The sequence below is a fragment of the Pseudomonas fortuita genome, from assembly GCF_026898135.2.
In the GTDB taxonomy this organism is placed as follows: Bacteria; Pseudomonadota; Gammaproteobacteria; order Pseudomonadales; family Pseudomonadaceae; genus Aquipseudomonas; species Aquipseudomonas fortuita.
In genome coordinates, this window is the sequence record NZ_CP114035.2 from 1,691,975 (window position 1) to 1,709,139 (window position 17,165).

The following is a 17,165-nucleotide window of genomic DNA, read 5'->3' on the forward strand; positions in this document are numbered from 1 at the left end:
GGGCAGGTTTCAAGGTCAGTTGGCCAGTTCGGTCAGCAGGCTTTTCAGGTAGTTGCTGCCTTGCGCATCCAGCGGCTGCAGGGGAAGGCGCGGCGCGCCGACATCCTGGCCGAGCATTTTCAGGCCGGCCTTGATGGTGGTGGGCAGGCCACGGCGGGTGATGTATTCCAGCAGCTCGAACTGGCGGTAGAACAGCGCGCGCGCTTGGGCCAGGTCGCCTTGCTGCACGGCGTCCCACAGCGCCAGGTTCAGGGCTGGTATCAGGTTGGGTGCGGCGGTGCACCAGCCCGTGGCGCCAGCCACCAGGGCTTCCAGGGTGAGCGGGTTGCAACCGTTATAGAAGGCCACCCGGCCGTCGGTGGCCTTGAACAGGCGGTGCATGCGCTGAATGTCACCGGTGCTTTCCTTGACCATGGTCACATTGGGCACTTCGCCGAGTATGCGCAGGATCAGCTCCACCGACAGGTCGGTGCCGCTGGTGCCCGGGTTGTTGTAGAGCATGATCGGAATGTCGATGGCCGCGCCGACGGCCTTGTAGTGGGCAACCACTTCGGCTTCGGTGAGCTTCCAGTAGGAAATGGGCAGCACCATCACTGCTGTGGCACCGCAGGCCTGGGCGAGGCGGGCACGCTGCACGGTACGGGCGGTTGTCAGGTCGGATACGCTGACCACGCTGGGTACGCGGCCGGCAATGCGTGCCTGGCTGAAGCGCACCACGGTTTCCCATTCGCTGTCGGACAGGTAGGCCCCTTCGCCGGTGCTGCCCAGCGGTGCGATGGCGTGCACGCCGTCTGCGATCAGGCTGTCGATGGACGTGCCCAGGGCATCAAGGTCGAGCGTGCCCTCAGCCGTGAAGGGAGTGATGGTGTAGCCGATAACGCCGCGAATTACAGGTGTAGACATGACCAGGCACCTTTGCCGTTGTTGAGGAAAGAGTACAGCTTCGATCAGCCCAGGCAGTCGCCATGGGCACGCAAGGCACGGCGTGCGTAGTAGCTGAACGCGGCGCCATGACGTTTGGGGGTGGAGATCCAGTCGTGGGCTTCTTTGCCCAGTGCCTCAGGGATGGGGCGGATGTCACCGGCGCCCATGGCCAGCAATTGCATCTTTGCTGCGCGCTCGAACAGCAGGGCGAGCACGCAGGCTTCCTCGATCGAGCCACCGGCAATCAGCAGGCCGTGGTGGGAGAGCAGGATTGCACGCTTGTCGCCAATCGCCTTCGCGATGATTTCACCTTCCTCGTTGCCCACCGGTACGCCTGGCCATTCCTTGAGGAATGCGCAGTCGTCGAACAGCGGGCAAAGATCCATGTGCGAGATGGCCAACGGCACCTCAAGCATCGACAGGGCGGCGCTGTGCAGCGGGTGGGTGTGGATGATGCAGTTGACGTCGGGGCGGGCCCGGTACAGCCAGCTATGGAAGCGATTGGCCGGGTTGGCCATGCCGCGGCCTTGCAGCACGGTGAGGTCTTCGTCCACCACCAGCAGGTTGGAGGCAGCGATTTCGTCGAAGCCCAGGCCCAGTTGCTGGGTGTAATAGGTGCCAGGTTCCTGCGCACGAGCGGTGATCTGCCCGGCCAGGCCGGAGTCGTGGCCGCCATCGAACAGGATGCGGCAGGTGAGGGCAAGCTTTTGTCGGGCGGTGTAGGTGTTGTCGGCCAGGGCCGTCAGCATCTGCTGCTGGGCCAGCTTGACCAACTGGTCCTTGGGGATGTGCATGGTGGTCGTCATGGGCGGTACCTGCATGGGAAAGGGCGGGCGCTGGCTGTTCGTCGTGATGGCGTCGCCAGGACACACGTCGATCTTAATGACACTTTGTGTCATGCGCAAGCATTGTGTCATTCAAAAGGGGGGGCTGGCTGGCAACCCTCTGAAAGCTAGCGCGATCAAGGTGGGAGCCACTGTCTTGCTCAATGTCTAGAATCTAGCGCGGTCCCTGTGGGAGCGGGCTTGTCCCGCGAACACGGGCGAAGCCCGTGCCATTCACTGCGCGGGTTGCAGGCTTATGCAGTACCTCATGCGCCTATGCAAAGGTCGTCCCGCCTGGTTGCCATATCCCTTTGCGGGTACTGTCGGAACGCCTCTGAAATGGCGGTGATCAGCTGCTCATCCCTGATCGGGTGCAATCCCGGAAAACGCTTGCCATTACAGTCACCGTCACGGGTAAGCACGGCCTCAACGCTGGCGTCGTTTTCCCGATAAACCTGTCTGATCGCCTGGGCTTCCTGGTCCTTGCTGTCTTCGCAGCGCAACGCATGGTGAATGGCCAAGGCCGCGCCAAACGTCAGTGCCGGGGTTTCGATACCGTGTTTGCGTGCAAGGTCGATGCTGCTGAGGATCCGTTCGTTACGCTGAAGCTTGCGCAACGGGTCGCGCCCCACCCGGGCACAAGGGTCTTTGAACGAGGTTGCACAGCGCTCAAGGAACGTATCGGCAAAACGGCTGACCACTTCGGCCATGTGTGGGTACTCCGCCACCAGTGCGGGCCCGACTTCCTGGCGAATCAGGCGTTCGGCCAGTTCGCTGACACGCGCGTCGCCCATACCCTGGCCCACCGAATCATGGCCCAGCAGGCTTGCGTACCAGGCAACAACGGCATGTGGGCCGTTCCACAGGCGGTTCTTGATGACCTGGATCTGGGTGATGTCAGGCACCGTCTTCACCTGGCGCAGGCGCTCGAGCAGCTCGCTGCCGTGCTCTACATACAGCGGCATGTCGGGTTCGCTGTTGAACAGGATCAGGTGCAACTGGCTCATCGCGCTGCTCGGCTGGGCGAAAGGCCTGAAGCGCCCGATCAGTCGTTCGTACTCAGGCACTGGCGTGGATGCCTTTGTGGCGACTGCCGGTTCGTCTTCCAGGCTGTTCTGGAACATCTGCGACTTGATGCGCAGTTGCCGCACCAGTGCGTCATTGCTGAGCTTGGAGACGATGCGGCTGACCACCGTTTCGGCGAAATGGGTCTTTTCCAGCACTTGCTCGCCAATGGCCGGCGGGCACAGCAATGCCAGCTCCGCTTGCACATGGCGGCGCACGAACGCGGCGCCGCCTACCTTGTTCAGCACGATCAGCAGCGTCAGCTCACGGCCACGTCGTTCGAAACGTTGCAGCAGCCCCTTGGCGATCACCTTCGCCTGGTTGCGGATGGCCTGCTCGGGCAGGCTGAGGCCGACAATTTCGGCAGTGGTGTACATGCCGATCACGGCGTCGTCATCGTCCAGGTCGATCATGCGTACATTGTCGATGGTCTGGTCGAACGAAGTGGCCCCGTAGCGCACGCTGTAACGGCCGAAGGCATTGACGCTTTCGCGCAGCATGCGCGAGCGGGTCGCGGCGATGATTTCACGGGGCCGGGTGTAGCCGTCCCAATGGGAAAATACCTGTGTCAGGTACCCACCGCCGATGGCGCCGAAGCCATGAATGCCCACGCTGAACTGGTTCAACGAAGCCGGGAACGGCTCGCTCAATGCTGGCATGCCCAAGTCAGGTACGCACTCGCTCAGGTCGGCGAGAAACTCATGCATGCTGCGGTAGGCTTTGAGTGCGCCTGCCTTGATCTGGGCAGCGGGCGGCTTGATGTCTTCGATCAGGATCGCCTGGCCTTCGGCGCGGATGGCCGACAGCATGCCGTTCTCTGAATCCTCGACCATGAAGCACTGATCGGGTTCGCAATTGAGCGCCCGGGCGGCTTTCAGGAAAATCTCGGGGTGGGGTTTGCCCTGGCTGACTTCATCGCCACAGACAGTGATGTCGAAATACTTCAGCACATTGGCATTGATCAGGTATTCCTCGGCAATGGCACGGCGGCTGGAGGTGGCCACTGCCATGGTCAACCCCGACTTGCGCAGGCGTTCGAGTACCTCCAGCAGGCCGGCCTTGATGGGTACGCCGTGATTGCGCACATATTCGAGCTCAAGTTCATCCGCGCGTTTGCGAATCTCGGCGTACGGGAAGTTTTCACCGTTATGCGCCTTGGCCAAGGCTTCGGCCTTGGTCGCGCTCAAACCCAGCGAGCCGATCAATGTGTCCTCGCTCAGCGCTTTGCCGAAGATTTCCACAGAGGCTTGCTTCAGTGTCTTGAAGCGCAAGCGTTCGGTGTCGAAGAGGGTGCCATCCATATCGAAGATGGCGCTGAAAATGCGTTTACCGTGAAAGAAAAGCATTGGGTATTGCCCCTTGTTGTTGCGTCATACATCCCGCCTGTAACAGGCGAATACGGTGTGTGAGCTGCAGCGATGGCAGTCAGGTAGGGGGCACACGGTCGACAGGGGGGCGCTCAGGGGTGACGCAGAGGTAAGGCGGGGCGGAGCGGGGCGTGCAGAGCAGGTTTGTAACCTTTGAGGCGAGGCGGGCAACTGGTTTGGCCTTGAGGTCACGCCCACTGGCTGCAGTCGGTTTTGCAGGCAGTGGGCGCAAGTAGCGATGGATACGTGTGATTCCAAGCATAAGGTGCTTTGCTTCCTTTTTCGTCATGGGTCATCCTTTTTCAGCCTTGCACGTATGCGCGCCGCCATGCAAGGCTTGGGCTTCCGTTACAAGGTGAAGCGCAATGACCCAAGCTACCGATCAGGCCTTTTATGACCGCGCCGATGCGCACATCGACCTGGCCAACCAGCAGATTGAAAAATTCGAAGACCTGGGCAAGGTAAGTGCCTCGCTGACCTTTGGCGCCACGCGTTTCAGCGCCTGGATGAGCGCCCGCAGCTTCAAGTCGGGCGCGGAACTTGCGGCAGCCCGGGAGGAGATTCTGAAGTACTTCTGCGAGCAGTACCGGATGATGCTCGAAGATAATCTGGATGAGCACATCGAGCATTTCGACCGCATTGTGCTGGGCAAGGACGCCTGACCTCACCTGCCTGCGCAGCCGCGACTCAACGGTTGGGCCACTGCTGCAGCAGGATCGAAACGAACTTCTCCGCCGCAGGCGACAATGACGCACCGCGCCGGTACACCAGCCCCAGGGTGCGTGTGACCTGCGGCTCGATCAACGGCACGCTCACCAGCGTCGGGTGATCAGCGTTGGGCATGGCCAGGCTGGGCATGGCCGACACGCCCAGCCCGGCCTCGACCATGCCCAGCGACGTCGACAGGTGCTGCACTTCGTAGAACCATTTGGGCCGCAGGTTGAGCCCGGACAACGCATGGTCCAGCAGCATGCGGTTGCCACTCAGGCGGCCGACGCCGATCAGGCGGTAATCAGCCAGCTCTGTCCAGGTAACGGATGCGCGTTCTGCCAGTGGGTGGTCGCGCCTGCACGCCAGTACAAAATGCTCTTGCACCAGTGAGACAAACTCGATGTCCGGGTGCTGGCCGCTCATCATGTTGATGCCGAAGTCGGCCTCGCCGCGCAGCACTGCTTCGAGCCCGTCGTTGGCGCTAAGGTCCAGCAGGCGAATGCGGATTTTAGGGTACTGCTCGTTGTAATCGCGGATCACCGACGGCAGGAAGTAGAACGCTGCGGTGGGAATGCAGGCGAGGGTAACCTGGCCGGTCTGGCGCTCGGCCAGCTCGCGAATGCTGAGGATCGAGTCTTCAAAATCATCCAGCAGGCGCCTGGCCTTGGGCAGGAAGTCGCGGCCCACGCTGGTCAGGCTGACCCGGCGAGTGGTGCGTTCCAGCAGCGAGGTGCCCAGGCCTTCCTCGAGCTTCTTGATCCGCCGGCTTAGCGCTGGTTGGGACAGGTGAAGCGCTTCGGCGGCCTCGTGGAAGCTGCCGAGTTCGGCGATTTTCACGAAAGATCTGATGTCTTGCAGCTCATATTCCATAAGAAAACCCGCTACTGTCGCCGTACTTGATTAATGTTTGAATCGCAATAATGGCTACGATATTTGCATTGGATTGATTTATCCATGCCTGTCACTCTTTTGCTCACAGCATCAATGATGTCCATTGATCAACAAGAGTGCGAAATCATGCAACGAATTCCTTGCGTACTCATGCGCGGTGGTACCTCCAAAGGGCCGTTCTTCCACGCTTGGGACCTGCCTGCCAATGTGGTCGAGCGCGACGAGTTGCTGATCAACCTGATGGGCTCTGGCCATGAGCTGGAAATCGACGGCATCGGTGGCGGCAGCCCGCAGACCAGCAAGGTGGCGATCATCAGCCCGTCTTTGCACGCCGACGCCGACGTCGACTACCTGTTCGTGCAGGTGATGGTTGCACAGCGGCGGGTCGATACTGCTCCCAACTGCGGCAACATGCTGTGTGCCGTTGGCCCGTTCGCCATCGAACAGGGGTTGGTCAAAGGCAAGGAAGGCAAGACCCTGGTCCGTATTCGCAACCTGAACACCGGTACCTTCGTCAATTCGCTGGTAGAAACCCCAGGCGGCATCGTGCGCTACGAAGGCCGAACCGCAATCGACGGCGTACCAGGCACGGCGGCCCCGGTGCACCTGACTTTCCTTGATGCAGTCGGCAGCAAGACCGGCAAGCTGTTCCCCACCGGTCAGGCCAAGGATTTGATCGATGGTGTACCGGTGACCTGCATCGACATGGCCATGCCGATGATGGTGGTAGAGGCCAGCCAGCTGGGTGTCACCGGCTCGGAAACCCCGGCCCAGCTGGACGCCAACAGCGAACTGTTGCAACGCCTTGAAGCATTGCGGTTGAAGGCCGGCAAGGCCATGGGCCTGGGCGACGTCAGTGGCATGGTCATTCCCAAACCAGTGCTGGTATCCAGGCCTCGCTACGACGGCACGCTGCAGGTTCGCTATTTCATGCCGCACAACTGCCATCGCGCCTTGGCTATCACTGGCGCAGTGGGGCTGGCGACTGCCTGCGTCAGCCCCGGCACGGTGATTGCCGACCTGCTGGGCGAAGGCGCGCAGCAGCTGACCGAGGTCCGACTCGAGCACCCCAGTGGCGGCATCGATATCGCCCTGACGCGCAGCGGTGCCGATGGCCAGACGATCCAGGCCTCGGTCGTACGAACCGCCCGGCGGCTCTTCTCAGGCTTCGTCTACGCCCCTACATTCCGCAGGTTGGCCGGGTAGCACCAGGCGTCGATCAAGCCCCGCACATTCGTAGCAAGCGCATCCGCACAATTTCAACAATGGTGATGCCCCATGAAACTCGCCAAATCGCTGTACTTCCAGATCCTCTGCGCCGTCCTGCTGGGCGTGGTGGTCGGCCACTTCTGGGCGCAACAGGCCGTGGCCCTCAAGCCGCTGGGTGATGCGTTCATCAAGCTGATCAAGATGATGATTGCGCCGGTGGTGTTCTGCACCATCGTCACCGGCATCGCCGGCATGACCGACAAGCGCTCGCTGGGGCGGCTGATGAGCAAGACCCTGCTGTTGTTCCTGGGCCTGACGGTGGTCAGCCTGGTGATCGGACTGGCGGCGGTCTACCTGTTCAAGCCGGGGAGTGGCATGAACATCGACCCTGCCACCCTCAGTACTGCAGGCCTGAGCCAGTACACCGCCTCGGCCGCCAAGCTGAGCGTGGTGGACTTCTTCATGCACATCATCCCGGACACCTTCGTCGGTGCCTTCAACAAGGGAGAGGTCTTGCCGGTGCTGTTCATCGCCGTGCTCAGCGGTTTCGCGCTGTCGTCGATGGGCGAAAAGGGCAAGCCGGTACTGGATGTGCTGGAATCGGCGTCGACCATGGTGTTCCGCATCTTCGGTTACCTGATGCGCTTTGCCCCGATCGGCGCTTTCGGCGCACTGGCATTCACCGTAGGCCAGTACGGCATTACCTCCCTCGGCTCGCTGGCCAAGCTGGTGGGGACGTTGTATATCGCCTGTGCGTTCTTCGTTCTGGTGGTGCTCGGTGGCATCTGCCGGGCCCATGGCTTCAGCCTGTGGAAGCTGCTGCGCTATTTCCGTGAGGAGTTCCTGGTGGTGCTTGGCACCTCGTCCACCGAACCTGTGCTGCCGCGCATGCTTGAAAAGCTCGAGAAGCTTGGATGCAAGAAAGGCGTGGTCGGCCTGGTGCTGCCCACCGGCTATTCTTTCAACCTTGACGGTACTGCCATCTACCTGTCGTTGGCAGCCGTGTTCATCGCACAAGCCTGCAACATCGACCTGAGCCTGGGCCAGGTGGTGACCATGCTGGCGATCATGCTGTTGTCTTCCAAGGGCGCGGCAGGTGTCACCGGCAGCGGTTTTGTGGCCTTGGCCTCGACCCTTACCGTTATCCATGACATTCCCCTGGCCGGCCTGGCCCTGCTGATCGGCGTCGATCGCTTCATGTCGGAAGCCCGTGCGCTGACGAGTCTTGCCAGCAACGCAGTGGCTACGGTGGTGGTTTCGCTGTCGGAAAATGCCTGTGACCGCCAGACGCTTCACAGCCGCCTGAACGGCGAGCCGGTGGCCAGCCCCGTGGTTGAATCCGCCGACTGGGTCGCCGAACCGCGCCGCCACGGCTGAACACCCACTCCTTCACCCTTTTGACAAGGCCCCCACCAGGCGCTGCCGGGTGGGGTAGGGGGCCGTCTGCGCTGCAGGTGGCCACATAGACAATAAAAACAAGAGAACAAACCATGCTCGCACTCTTGGGCCTGATCATGGTGGTGACTTTCACCTACCTGATCATGAGTAAACGCCTGTCCCCGATCGTTGCACTGACCGTCGTTCCGATTGTTTTCGCCCTGGTTGGCGGCTTCGCGCCAGACCTGGGCAAGATGATGCTCGATGGGCTGAAAATGGTCGCACCGTCTGCCGCGCTGCTGTTGTTTGCCATCTTGTTCTTCGGCTTGATGATCGACGCTGGCCTGTTCGACCCGCTGATCCGCAAGATCCTCAAACGGGTAAACGGCGACCCGGTCAAGATCGCCATCGGCACGGCCTTGCTGTCGCTGCTGGTGGCGCTGGACGGTGACGGCACCACGACCTACATGATTACCTGCGCCGCCATGTTGCCGCTGTACAAGCGGATCGGCATGAACCCGATGATCCTGGCCACCGTGTCGATGCTGTCGTTGAGCATCATGAGCGGCATGAGCCCTTGGGGCGGCCCCGCCACCCGCGCCATTGCCGCGCTCGGTCTGGATGCGACCGAATACTTCATTCCGATGTTGCCCACCGTCATCGGCGGCGCATTGTGGGTGGTGTTCACCGCTTACCTGCTTGGTCGCACCGAGCGCCGGCGTATCGGCAATATTGCGCTGGAGTCGGGAGGGGGTAACTGCTACATCAAGGAAATCCTCGGGGACAGCCCGCACAAGCGCCCGCGCCTTGCCTATGTGAACCTGGTGCTGGTGATCGCCGTGATGACCGCGCTGGTGCTGGGGCTGATGCACGCGGCCATCCTGTTCATGATCGGTTTTGTCGCCGCACTGATGATCAACTACCCGCAGCTGGACCTGCAGAAAGAGCGCATCCTCGCCCATTCGGGCAACGCCATGACCGTGGTGCTGCTGGTGTTCGCCGCAGGCATATTCGCCGGTATTTTCTCGGGTACCAAGATGGTCGATGCGTTGGCCCAGACCCTGGTGGACTGGATTCCGGAAGCCTGGAGCCACTGGTTCCCGCTGGTGGTGGCGCTGACCAGCATGCCGCTTACCTTTGTGCTGTCCAACGACGCGTACTACTTCGGCGTTGTGCCGATCCTGGCAAACGCCGCGGCCGCGTACGGCATCGACCCGGTGGAAATTGCCCGCGCTTCGGTGCTAGGCCAGCCTGTGCACCTGATGAGCCCGCTGGTGGCTTCCACGTTGTTGCTGGTGGGCATGGTCGACCGCGATATCGGTGACTTCCAGAAAGCCACCGTGAAATGGGCCGTGCTCACCTCGTTGGTGATCACAGCGCTGGCGCTGCTCACGGGCGCCTTGTCCTTCTTCGTCTAAGCATTACCGGGCGTTGCCAGGCGCCCGGGCTCCCGCTCACTCAGAAAACAACAATAGAGTACCGATCATGTCCCGAGCTGTGTTCCGTGGGGCCACCTGTGGCCTGCTTTGCGGCTGGCTGCCTGTTGCCGGCGCTTCCGGTTTTGTCGACGACAGCAAGCTCAAGCTGCAGTTGCGCAATGTGTATTTCAACGAGAATTTCCGTGACGAGCACGGTATGAGCGCCCGCGCGGCCGCCACCGCCAAAAGCGAACGGGTGGAGTGGGCTCAAGGTTTTCTGCTCGACTACCAGTCTGGCTTTACCCAAGGTACGGTGGGCGTGGGGCTCGATGCACTGGGGCTGCTAGGCTTGCGCCTCGATTCCGGTCGTGGGCGCAGCGGCACGGGTTTGTTGCCGGTGCACGACGATGGCCGCGCAGCGCAGGAGCTTGCCAGTGCCGGGGCCACGGCCAAGGCACGCCTGGGCCAGACCGTGGTCAGGTACGGCACCTTGCTGCCAAAGACACCGGTGCTGGTTTACAACGATGCGCGGCTGCTGCCGCAGACCTACCAGGGCACTCAGCTGACCAGCACGGATATCGACGGGCTGACCCTGACGGCCGGGCACCTCGACCGCTTCAAGCAGCGTGACTCGTCTGACAGCACCGGTATCTATCTGGACGGATATGGGGGCGGCAAATCGGGTGACTTCAGCTTTGCAGGTGCCGATTATGCAGTGACCAAACAACTGCGCCTGAGTGTCTACCATGGCCAGCTGGCAAACTTCTATCGCCAGGATTTTGCCGGGCTGGTCCATGACCTGCCGTTGGCCGGCGGGGTACTGACCACCGACCTGCGCTACTTCAAAAGCCGCGACAGCGGGGCGGCCTACGGCGGCGGCATCGACAACCACATGTTCAGCGGCCAGGTGGCGTACGCGCATTCCGGTCATTCTGTGGGTGCCGGTTACCAGGTGCTCGATGGCGAAGCCGGCTTGCCGTACATCAGCGGTGCGACCGTGTATTCGTTCAGCAACGTCGGCATCGGCAAATTCATCGAGGAGGAAGAGAAAACCTGGATGGCCAGCTACGCCTACAACTTCGCTGCGGCCGGGGTGCCGGGGCTGACCTTCATGACGCGGTACCTGAGTGGGGACAATGGCCGTTCAGCTGGCGAGGGCATCAAGGAGTGGGAGCGTGACGCCGAGATTGCCTACGTGGTGCAGGGCGGACCGCTGAAAGGGCTGGGCGTGAAGCTGCGAAACTATGTGTATCGATCAGATTTCGCCCGCGGCCGAGACAGCAATCGCCTGTACCTGACCTACGATATTGCCATCTGGTGATGGCACAGGCCGGACGATATCTCCGGCCCTGAGCCGCCTGAGGCGCCGTGGTTCAGCGGCGCAGCAGGCGAGAAACCACCAGTGTGACGGCGGCGGTGATGGCCAGTGCGGCGAAGGGCTTTTCCTTGACGAACGAAGACACCGTATCCAGGGTGTCGCCGTAGGTCTTGGTCACCTGGCCTGCGGCCTGACGCGCATCGCCTTCGGCTTCCAGCGCCGGGTCTTCGACCAGACGGCCTACAGCGCTTTGTGCCTTGCCTGCGAGGTTCTCTGCAACACCTTCGATCTGTTCACGTTTCATGATGGCTTTGTTCCTTCCTGTGATCGGCTTTGGGTTAACAGCACAGGGTTAGGGCGGTGAAGGACCGCAATGGTTCCAAGCAACTGCTTGCCACCTGCAGGCCACGCGCTGTTGCGAAGGGTTGCACATGGCTCGAGAGCGCGAGGTTAGCGGGCCTTCTTCTCCAGAATCCGTGCCCCGGTACCTTCCTTGCCCAGCACATCCTCGGGGTTGCGCAGCGGGCAGTCTTCCAGCGACAGGCAACCGCAACCAATGCAGTTGTCGAGGCTGTCGCGCAGCGCCTCCAGCGTGCGGATGCGGGCGTTCAGGTCTTCGCGCCAGGCGGTGGACATCTCACCCCATTGCGCCGCCGTAAGCTTGCTGTTGGGCGCATAGCGGCTGAACGCCTGCCTGATTTCCTCCAGCGGAATACCCGTGCGCTGCGCCACCTTGATGATCGCCAGTGTACGCAGCACCAGTGAGGGAAAGCGGCGCTGGTTGCCAGCCGTGCGCACGCTGGCGATCAGCCCCTTGGTCTCGTAGAAGTGCAGCGCAGACACCGCCACGCCGCTGCGCCTGGCCACTTCACCCACAGTGAGCATCCGCGTGTTGTCCGCTGCCATGCCTGTTGACCTCAAGTTAAGTTGAGCTCTTATAGTCCTGCCCGATCTTCCCCGCAACCGCTTTCCCTGTGATCGGAGCTGTGCATGAACAAACGGACGTTACTGGCCTGGGCTGGCGCTGTAGCCGGTGTGCTGGCTGCTTGCTATGCGTTAGTGGGTAGCGGTTCGGCGCCACCCGCCGCGGCGGCGTGGCCGGCGACCAGGGTGGCGCTGGCCACGGCCGAGCAGGTGCCACTGGCGCGGCAGCACTTTGCTTCGGGGGAGCTGGAGGCGGTCAACCAGGTGCAGGTAGCGGCCGAGACGGCGGGGCGCATTACCCGCATTGCCTTCGAGTCGGGGCAGGCGGTAACCGCCGGGCAGTTGCTGGTGCAGTTGAACGACGCGCCGGAGCAGGCCCAGCGGGTGCAGTTGCGGGCGAAATTGCGTAACGCTAACGTGGTGCTGCAGCGCAGCCGCAAGCTGCGGGCGATGAATGTCGTGTCGCAAGAGTTGCTGGACAACGCCGCCACCGCCGTGGACGTGGCCAGCGGGGAGCTGCAGCATGTCGAAGCGCTGATCGCGCAGAAGGCCATTCGCGCACCGTTTACCGGCAAGCTGGGCATTCGGCGGGTGCATCAGGGCCAATACCTGGGCGCCGGCGAGGCCATCGTCAGCCTGGCCGACATCAGCCAGTTGCATGTGAATTTTGCCGTGGGCGAGCAGGCCGCCCCCGAAGTGCACGTCGGGCAAGTGCTGGCACTGACGCTGGACGCCGTACCCGGGCAAGGCTTCCAGGCCCGGGTGGTGGCGGTCGATCCGGTGGTCAGCAAGGCGCGCCTGGTGCAGGTGCAGGCAGCCTTGCCGAACCCGGACGGGCAGTTACAGCCGGGCATGTACGCTGGCGTGCGCCTGGATGCTGTGCAGCCTTCGACTGTATTGGCGGTGCCGGAAACCGCGATCACCTACGCCGCCTATGGCCAGACAGTATTCGTTGCCACTCAGGACGCGGCGCATGGTACCCGGGTCAGCAGGGTGCGGGTAACCACGGGTGAGCGCTGGCAGGGGCGGGTGGAGGTTACCTCCGGCCTGGCGCCCGGTGACCGGGTGGTGGTGTCTGGCCAGTTGAAGCTGAGCGACGGCATGTCGGTCGAGCCGGTGGCGCAGGACAGCTTGCAGGCCAACCTCGGAGGCCGGCAGCGGTGAAATTTACCGATCTCTTCGTGCGCCGCCCGGTGCTGGCGCTGGTGGTCAGCAGCCTGATCATCCTGATGGGGCTGTTTGCCATGGGCAAGTTGCCGATCCGTCAGTACCCGTTGCTGGCAAGCTCGACCATTACCATCAGCACCGAGTACCCCGGCGCTTCTGCCGAGCTGATGCAGGGCTTCGTGACCCAGCCGATTACCCAGGCGGTGTCGTCGGTCGAGGGCATCGACTACCTGTCCTCGTCGTCGCAGCAGGGGCGCAGCCTGATCACCTTGCGCATGGTGCTCAACCGCGACTCGACCCAGGCGCTGGCCGAGACCATGGCCAAGGTCAACCAGGTGCGCTATCGCCTGCCGGAAAAGGCGTACGACCCGGTGGTGGAGCTGTCGGCAGGCGACTCCACCGCCGTGGCCTATGTGGGTTTTTCCAGCTCCAGCGTGTCGATCCCGGAGCTGAGCGATTACCTGTCGCGGGTGGTGGAGCCGCAGTTCTCAGGCATCGACGGCGTGGCCAAGGTGCAGTCGTTCGGTGGGCAACGCCTGGCCATGCGCCTGTGGCTGGACAGCGAGCAGATGGCCGGGCGCGGGGTGACGGCAGCGGACGTGGCGCAGGCGGTGCGGGCCAACAACTACCAAGCGACGCCGGGCCAGGTGCGTGGGCAGTACGTGCTGGCCGATATCCAGGTGGACACCGACCTGACCCGGGTCGAGGACTTCCGTGAGCTGATCATCCGCAACCATGGCACCGACCTGGTGCGCCTGCGCGATGTCGGCACCGTCGAGCTCAGTGCGGCGGCCACCCAGACCAGCGCTACCATGGACGGCAAGCCTGCCGTGCACCTGGGGCTGTTCCCCACGCCGGCCGGCAACCCGCTGGTGATTGTCGAGGGCATTCGCCAGCTGCTGCCGCAAATCCAGCAGACCCTGCCGCCTGGGGTGAAGGTGGCGCTGGCCTATGAGACTGCGCGCTTCATCGATGCTTCGATCCATGAGGTGTTGCGCACCCTGGTGGAGGCGATGCTGATCGTGGTGCTGGTGATCTGGTTGTGCCTGGGTTCGTTGCGCAGTGTGCTGATCGCGGTGGTGGCCATTCCGCTGTCGATGCTCGGTGCCGCGGGCCTGATGCTGATGTTCGGCTTCAGTCTCAATCTGCTGACCTTGCTGGCGATGGTGCTGGCCATCGGTCTGGTGGTGGACGATGCCATCGTGGTGGTGGAGAACGTGCACCGGCATATCGAAGAGGGCAAGTCGCCGGTTGCTGCGGCATTGGCCGGGGCGCGGGAAATCGCCGGGCCGGTCATTGCCATGACCCTGACCTTGGCGGCGGTGTATGCGCCGATCGGGCTGATGGGCGGGCTGACCGGCACGCTGTTCCGCGAATTCGCCCTGACCTTGGCGGGGGCGGTGATCGTGTCCGGCATTGTGGCGCTGACCTTGTCGCCGGTGATGAGCTCGTTGCTGTTGCAACCCGGGCAGCAGCATGGCGCGATGGCCAACATGGCCGATCGGTTGTTTGCTGCTTTGACCGGGGCCTATGGACAAGTGCTGGCCTACTCCCTGGCGCATCGCTGGATCAGCGCTGGTGTGGCGCTGCTGGTGTGCCTGAGCCTGCCCTGGCTTTACCTGCTGCCCCAACGCGAGCTGGCGCCACCCGAGGATCAGGCCGCGGTGCTGACCGCCATCAAGTCGCCGCAGCATGCCAGCCTCGAATATGCGGAACGCTTTGCGCTGAAGCTCGACCAGGTGATGAAGTCCATCGCCGAAACCACCGACACCTGGATCATCAACGGCACCGACGGCCCGGCCGCCAGTTTCGGGGGCATCAACCTCAGCGCCTGGCAGGCGCGCGAGCGGTCCGCGGCACAGGTGCAGGCACAGCTGCAGCAGGCCGTGGCGGATATCGAAGGCAGCAGCATCTTCGCCTTCCAGGTCGCTTCGCTGCCGGGCTCCAGTGGTGGCCTGCCGGTGCAGATGGTGCTGCGCAGCGCCCAGGATTACCCCGAGCTGTACCAGACCATGGAAGTGCTCAAGCAACGCGCCCGCGACAGCGGCCTGTTTGCCGTGGTGGACAGCGACCTCGACTACAACAACCCGGTGGTCAAGGTGCGTGTCGACCGGGCCAAGGCGGCCAGCCTGGGCATCAGCATGCAGGCCATTGGCGAGTCGCTGGGGGTGCTGGTGGGCGAGCAATACCTCAACCGCTTTGCCCTGTTCGGGCGCGCCTATGATGTGATCCCGCAGAGTATCCAAGACCAGCGCCTGACGCCTGCGGCGCTGAACCGCCAGTATGTGCGCGCCGAAGAGGGCAGCCTGGTGCCGCTGGCCACGGTGGTGCACCTGGATCTCGAAGTGGCGCCCAACCGCCTGTTGCAGTTCGACCAGCAGAACGCCAGTACCCTGCAGGCAATCCCGGCCCCGGGTGTGTCGATGGGCAATGCCGTGGCCTTTCTCGAACAGCTCACCGCCGAGTTGCCACCGGGCTTCAGCCACGACTGGCAATCGGAATCGCGCCAGTATGTGCAGGAAGGCTTTGCCTTGATGTGGGCGTTTCTTGCTGCCCTGGTGGTGATCTACCTGGTGCTGGCGGCGCAGTACGAAAGCCTGGTTGACCCACTGATCATCCTGGTGACTGTGCCGCTGTCGATCTGCGGTGCGCTGCTGCCGCTGGCGCTGGGCTGGGCCACGCTGAACATTTACACGCAGATTGGCCTGGTGACGCTGATCGGCCTGATCAGCAAGCACGGTATCCTGATGGTGGAGTTCGCCAACGAGATCCAGGTGCGCGACAACCTCGACCGTGCTGCCGCCATTGTCCGTGCCGCGCAGATACGTTTGCGGCCGGTGCTGATGACCACCGCAGCGATGACCTTTGGCGTGCTGCCGCTGCTGTTTGCCAGCGGCGCCGGGGCCAACAGCCGCTTCGGGCTGGGGGTGGTGATTGTGTGCGGGATGCTGGTGGGCACCTTGTTTACCTTGTTCGTGCTGCCGACCCTCTATGCCTGGCTGGCGCGCGATCACCGGGTGACCACGGTGCGGGGGCAGCAGTTGCTGGAGGCCGATCGGGTGTTGGGCATGTGAAGTGAGGGAACAGGAATATCGGGGCCGCATAGCGGCCCCGGTTGCACGATCAGGACGGTGAGCGAACCCGGCGCATCTGGGTCACCAGGGTGAAGCGGTCATCCGGGTGCACGGTTTCGGAAACCGCCATCAAATCACCGTTTTCCTCGCGGTACTGGCGGATGATTTTCAGCCCCGGTGAACCCGCCTCGGCCTTCAGTGCTTTGGCCAGCTCTGCCGTCAGCAACACTGCCCGTACCTGCTGGTCGACCACCGCGATTGACCGGCCAACGTGCTGCTCGATCAGCCCTGCAATCAGCTGGTCGGGGTGCTCGCGGGCCCGCTCGATGACCTCGGCATAGTCGCGCTGTGCGTACACATCGATCCAGCACAGCGGTGCGGCATTGTGCAGGCGGTCGACGCGGATGCTCGACACGCAAAAGTAGTGCTCCCCCGGTACCAGCCCCAGCCGCGCCGCCTCGCTCAGGTCGGCGACGAAATGGCGCACGTCCTGGATTTCCCGCTGCTGGGTTTCGGCCAGGTGGGCCAGGTCGGCCACGCTGGCCAGCGACTGCGAATAGCCGCCGCGCGGGCTGCTGGCCTCTACCCGGGTGCCTACGCGCTTGCGCCGCGACACCAGCCCCTGGTCGAGCAGCTGGTTGATCGCGGCGCGCACCGTGTGCCGGCTCACATCGTAAAGGTCGCACAGCTCGAACTCGGTCGGCAGCAGGCTGCCCACCGGGTAGCGGCCGTTGGCGATGCCATCCATCAAGTCCTTTGCCACGGTGGAGTAGCGCGTCGGGTTCATACCTCTGGTCTGTCTCGTAAATTTCATCGGTTGGCAGTGTAACAGCGACAGGGATATGTTCGGCACCGCCGAAATGCGTGCGGTGCTGGGCCGCGCGCCGGGTGCGGCA

Annotated in this window: 14 protein-coding genes; 7 read left to right on the plus strand and 7 right to left on the minus strand. The window is 62.9% G+C overall.

The genetic code is table 11. The features are described from left to right. Nucleotides 1-15 precede the first annotated feature (15 nt). The 3 genes from OZ911_RS07660 to mtlD form a co-directional block, all read right to left on the minus strand. A complete protein-coding gene (locus OZ911_RS07660; RefSeq protein ID WP_016485559.1) occupies nucleotides 16-903 on the minus strand; it encodes a dihydrodipicolinate synthase family protein in 888 nt (295 codons plus the stop codon). Between the two features lie 44 nt (nucleotides 904-947). Then, complete coding sequence (locus OZ911_RS07665) at nucleotides 948-1,730, minus strand: aldolase (protein ID WP_016485560.1); 783 nt, start codon at nucleotides 1,728-1,730, stop codon at nucleotides 948-950. A 284-nt stretch (nucleotides 1,731-2,014) separates the two neighbouring features. Continuing rightward, a complete protein-coding gene (gene mtlD / locus OZ911_RS07670) occupies nucleotides 2,015-4,159 on the minus strand; it encodes a bifunctional mannitol-1-phosphate dehydrogenase/phosphatase (protein ID WP_023049009.1) in 2,145 nt (714 codons plus the stop codon). A gap of 386 nt (nucleotides 4,160-4,545) precedes the next feature. On the opposite strand from mtlD, the gene OZ911_RS07675 reads away from it, so the two are divergent. Beyond that, complete coding sequence (locus tag OZ911_RS07675; protein WP_016485563.1) at nucleotides 4,546-4,842, plus strand: DUF3144 domain-containing protein; 297 nt, start codon at nucleotides 4,546-4,548, stop codon at nucleotides 4,840-4,842. Between the two features lie 25 nt (nucleotides 4,843-4,867). On the opposite strand, the gene OZ911_RS07680 is transcribed toward OZ911_RS07675, so the two are convergent. Further along, on the minus strand, nucleotides 4,868-5,761 hold the full coding sequence (locus OZ911_RS07680; RefSeq protein ID WP_016485564.1) for a LysR family transcriptional regulator: 894 nt from the start codon (nucleotides 5,759-5,761) through the stop codon (nucleotides 4,868-4,870). Nucleotides 5,762-5,908: 147 nt separating this feature from the next. On the opposite strand from OZ911_RS07680, the gene OZ911_RS07685 reads away from it, so the two are divergent. The 4 genes from OZ911_RS07685 (at nucleotide 5,909) to OZ911_RS07700 (ending at nucleotide 11,107) form a co-directional block, all read left to right on the plus strand. Continuing rightward, nucleotides 5,909-6,988 carry a 4-oxalomesaconate tautomerase gene (locus OZ911_RS07685; protein ID WP_016485565.1) on the plus strand — a complete coding sequence of 360 codons (1,080 nt, stop codon included), beginning with the start codon at nucleotides 5,909-5,911 and terminating at the stop codon, nucleotides 6,986-6,988. Nucleotides 6,989-7,060: 72 nt separating this feature from the next. Further along, the gene (locus tag OZ911_RS07690; protein WP_016485566.1) at nucleotides 7,061-8,368 is read left to right on the plus strand and encodes a dicarboxylate/amino acid:cation symporter; all 1,308 of its coding nucleotides are present in this window, start codon (nucleotides 7,061-7,063) and stop codon (nucleotides 8,366-8,368) included. Between the two features lie 113 nt (nucleotides 8,369-8,481). After that, nucleotides 8,482-9,786 (plus strand): CitMHS family transporter, encoded by a 1,305-nt coding sequence (locus OZ911_RS07695; RefSeq protein WP_016485567.1) that lies wholly within the window; start codon nucleotides 8,482-8,484, stop codon nucleotides 9,784-9,786. A 67-nt stretch (nucleotides 9,787-9,853) separates the two neighbouring features. Then, nucleotides 9,854-11,107, plus strand: a complete 1,254-nt coding sequence (locus OZ911_RS07700) for an OprD family porin (protein ID WP_016485568.1) — start codon at nucleotides 9,854-9,856, stop codon at nucleotides 11,105-11,107. A gap of 52 nt (nucleotides 11,108-11,159) precedes the next feature. On the opposite strand, the gene OZ911_RS07705 is transcribed toward OZ911_RS07700, so the two are convergent. Both OZ911_RS07705 and soxR read right to left on the minus strand, forming a co-directional pair. Beyond that, the gene (locus OZ911_RS07705; protein WP_016485569.1) at nucleotides 11,160-11,408 is read right to left on the minus strand and encodes a CsbD family protein; all 249 of its coding nucleotides are present in this window, start codon (nucleotides 11,406-11,408) and stop codon (nucleotides 11,160-11,162) included. A gap of 146 nt (nucleotides 11,409-11,554) precedes the next feature. Beyond that, the gene (gene soxR, locus OZ911_RS07710; RefSeq protein ID WP_023049466.1) at nucleotides 11,555-12,010 is read right to left on the minus strand and encodes a redox-sensitive transcriptional activator SoxR; all 456 of its coding nucleotides are present in this window, start codon (nucleotides 12,008-12,010) and stop codon (nucleotides 11,555-11,557) included. Between the two features lie 84 nt (nucleotides 12,011-12,094). Here soxR and OZ911_RS07715 point away from each other — a divergent pair, with 84 nt between their 5' ends. Then, entirely contained in the window at nucleotides 12,095-13,192 is a 1,098-nt protein-coding gene (locus OZ911_RS07715) for an efflux RND transporter periplasmic adaptor subunit (RefSeq protein WP_070086449.1), read from the plus strand. After that, nucleotides 13,189-16,269, plus strand: a complete 3,081-nt coding sequence (locus OZ911_RS07720) for a MexW/MexI family multidrug efflux RND transporter permease subunit (protein ID WP_023049178.1) — start codon at nucleotides 13,189-13,191, stop codon at nucleotides 16,267-16,269. The genes OZ911_RS07715 and OZ911_RS07720 overlap by 4 nt, the downstream gene beginning before the upstream one ends. 49 nt (nucleotides 16,270-16,318) lie before the next feature. Here OZ911_RS07720 and OZ911_RS07725 read toward each other — a convergent pair whose 3' ends face one another. Then, the gene (locus OZ911_RS07725; RefSeq protein WP_070086450.1) at nucleotides 16,319-17,056 is read right to left on the minus strand and encodes a GntR family transcriptional regulator; all 738 of its coding nucleotides are present in this window, start codon (nucleotides 17,054-17,056) and stop codon (nucleotides 16,319-16,321) included. Nucleotides 17,057-17,165 lie beyond the last annotated feature (109 nt).

Excerpts from the sequence above, each read along its gene's own strand:
- mtlD (WP_023049009.1), bottom strand. The coding sequence starts at position 4,159 with ATGCTTTTCTTTCACGGTAAACGCATTTTCAGCGCCATCTTCGATATG.
- OZ911_RS07705 (WP_016485569.1), bottom strand. The coding sequence starts at position 11,408 with ATGAAACGTGAACAGATCGAAGGTGTTGCAGAGAACCTCGCAGGCAAG.
- OZ911_RS07725 (WP_070086450.1), bottom strand. The coding sequence starts at position 17,056 with ATGAACCCGACGCGCTACTCCACCGTGGCAAAGGACTTGATGGATGGC.
- OZ911_RS07715 (WP_070086449.1), top strand. The coding sequence starts at position 12,095 with ATGAACAAACGGACGTTACTGGCCTGGGCTGGCGCTGTAGCCGGTGTG.
- soxR (WP_023049466.1), bottom strand. The coding sequence starts at position 12,010 with ATGGCAGCGGACAACACGCGGATGCTCACTGTGGGTGAAGTGGCCAGG.
- OZ911_RS07665 (WP_016485560.1), bottom strand. The coding sequence starts at position 1,730 with ATGACGACCACCATGCACATCCCCAAGGACCAGTTGGTCAAGCTGGCC.
- OZ911_RS07685 (WP_016485565.1), top strand. The coding sequence starts at position 5,909 with ATGCAACGAATTCCTTGCGTACTCATGCGCGGTGGTACCTCCAAAGGG.
- OZ911_RS07695 (WP_016485567.1), top strand. The coding sequence starts at position 8,482 with ATGCTCGCACTCTTGGGCCTGATCATGGTGGTGACTTTCACCTACCTG.
- OZ911_RS07660 (WP_016485559.1), bottom strand. The coding sequence starts at position 903 with ATGTCTACACCTGTAATTCGCGGCGTTATCGGCTACACCATCACTCCC.
- OZ911_RS07700 (WP_016485568.1), top strand. The coding sequence starts at position 9,854 with ATGTCCCGAGCTGTGTTCCGTGGGGCCACCTGTGGCCTGCTTTGCGGC.
- OZ911_RS07690 (WP_016485566.1), top strand. The coding sequence starts at position 7,061 with ATGAAACTCGCCAAATCGCTGTACTTCCAGATCCTCTGCGCCGTCCTG.
- OZ911_RS07675 (WP_016485563.1), top strand. The coding sequence starts at position 4,546 with ATGACCCAAGCTACCGATCAGGCCTTTTATGACCGCGCCGATGCGCAC.
- OZ911_RS07680 (WP_016485564.1), bottom strand. The coding sequence starts at position 5,761 with ATGGAATATGAGCTGCAAGACATCAGATCTTTCGTGAAAATCGCCGAA.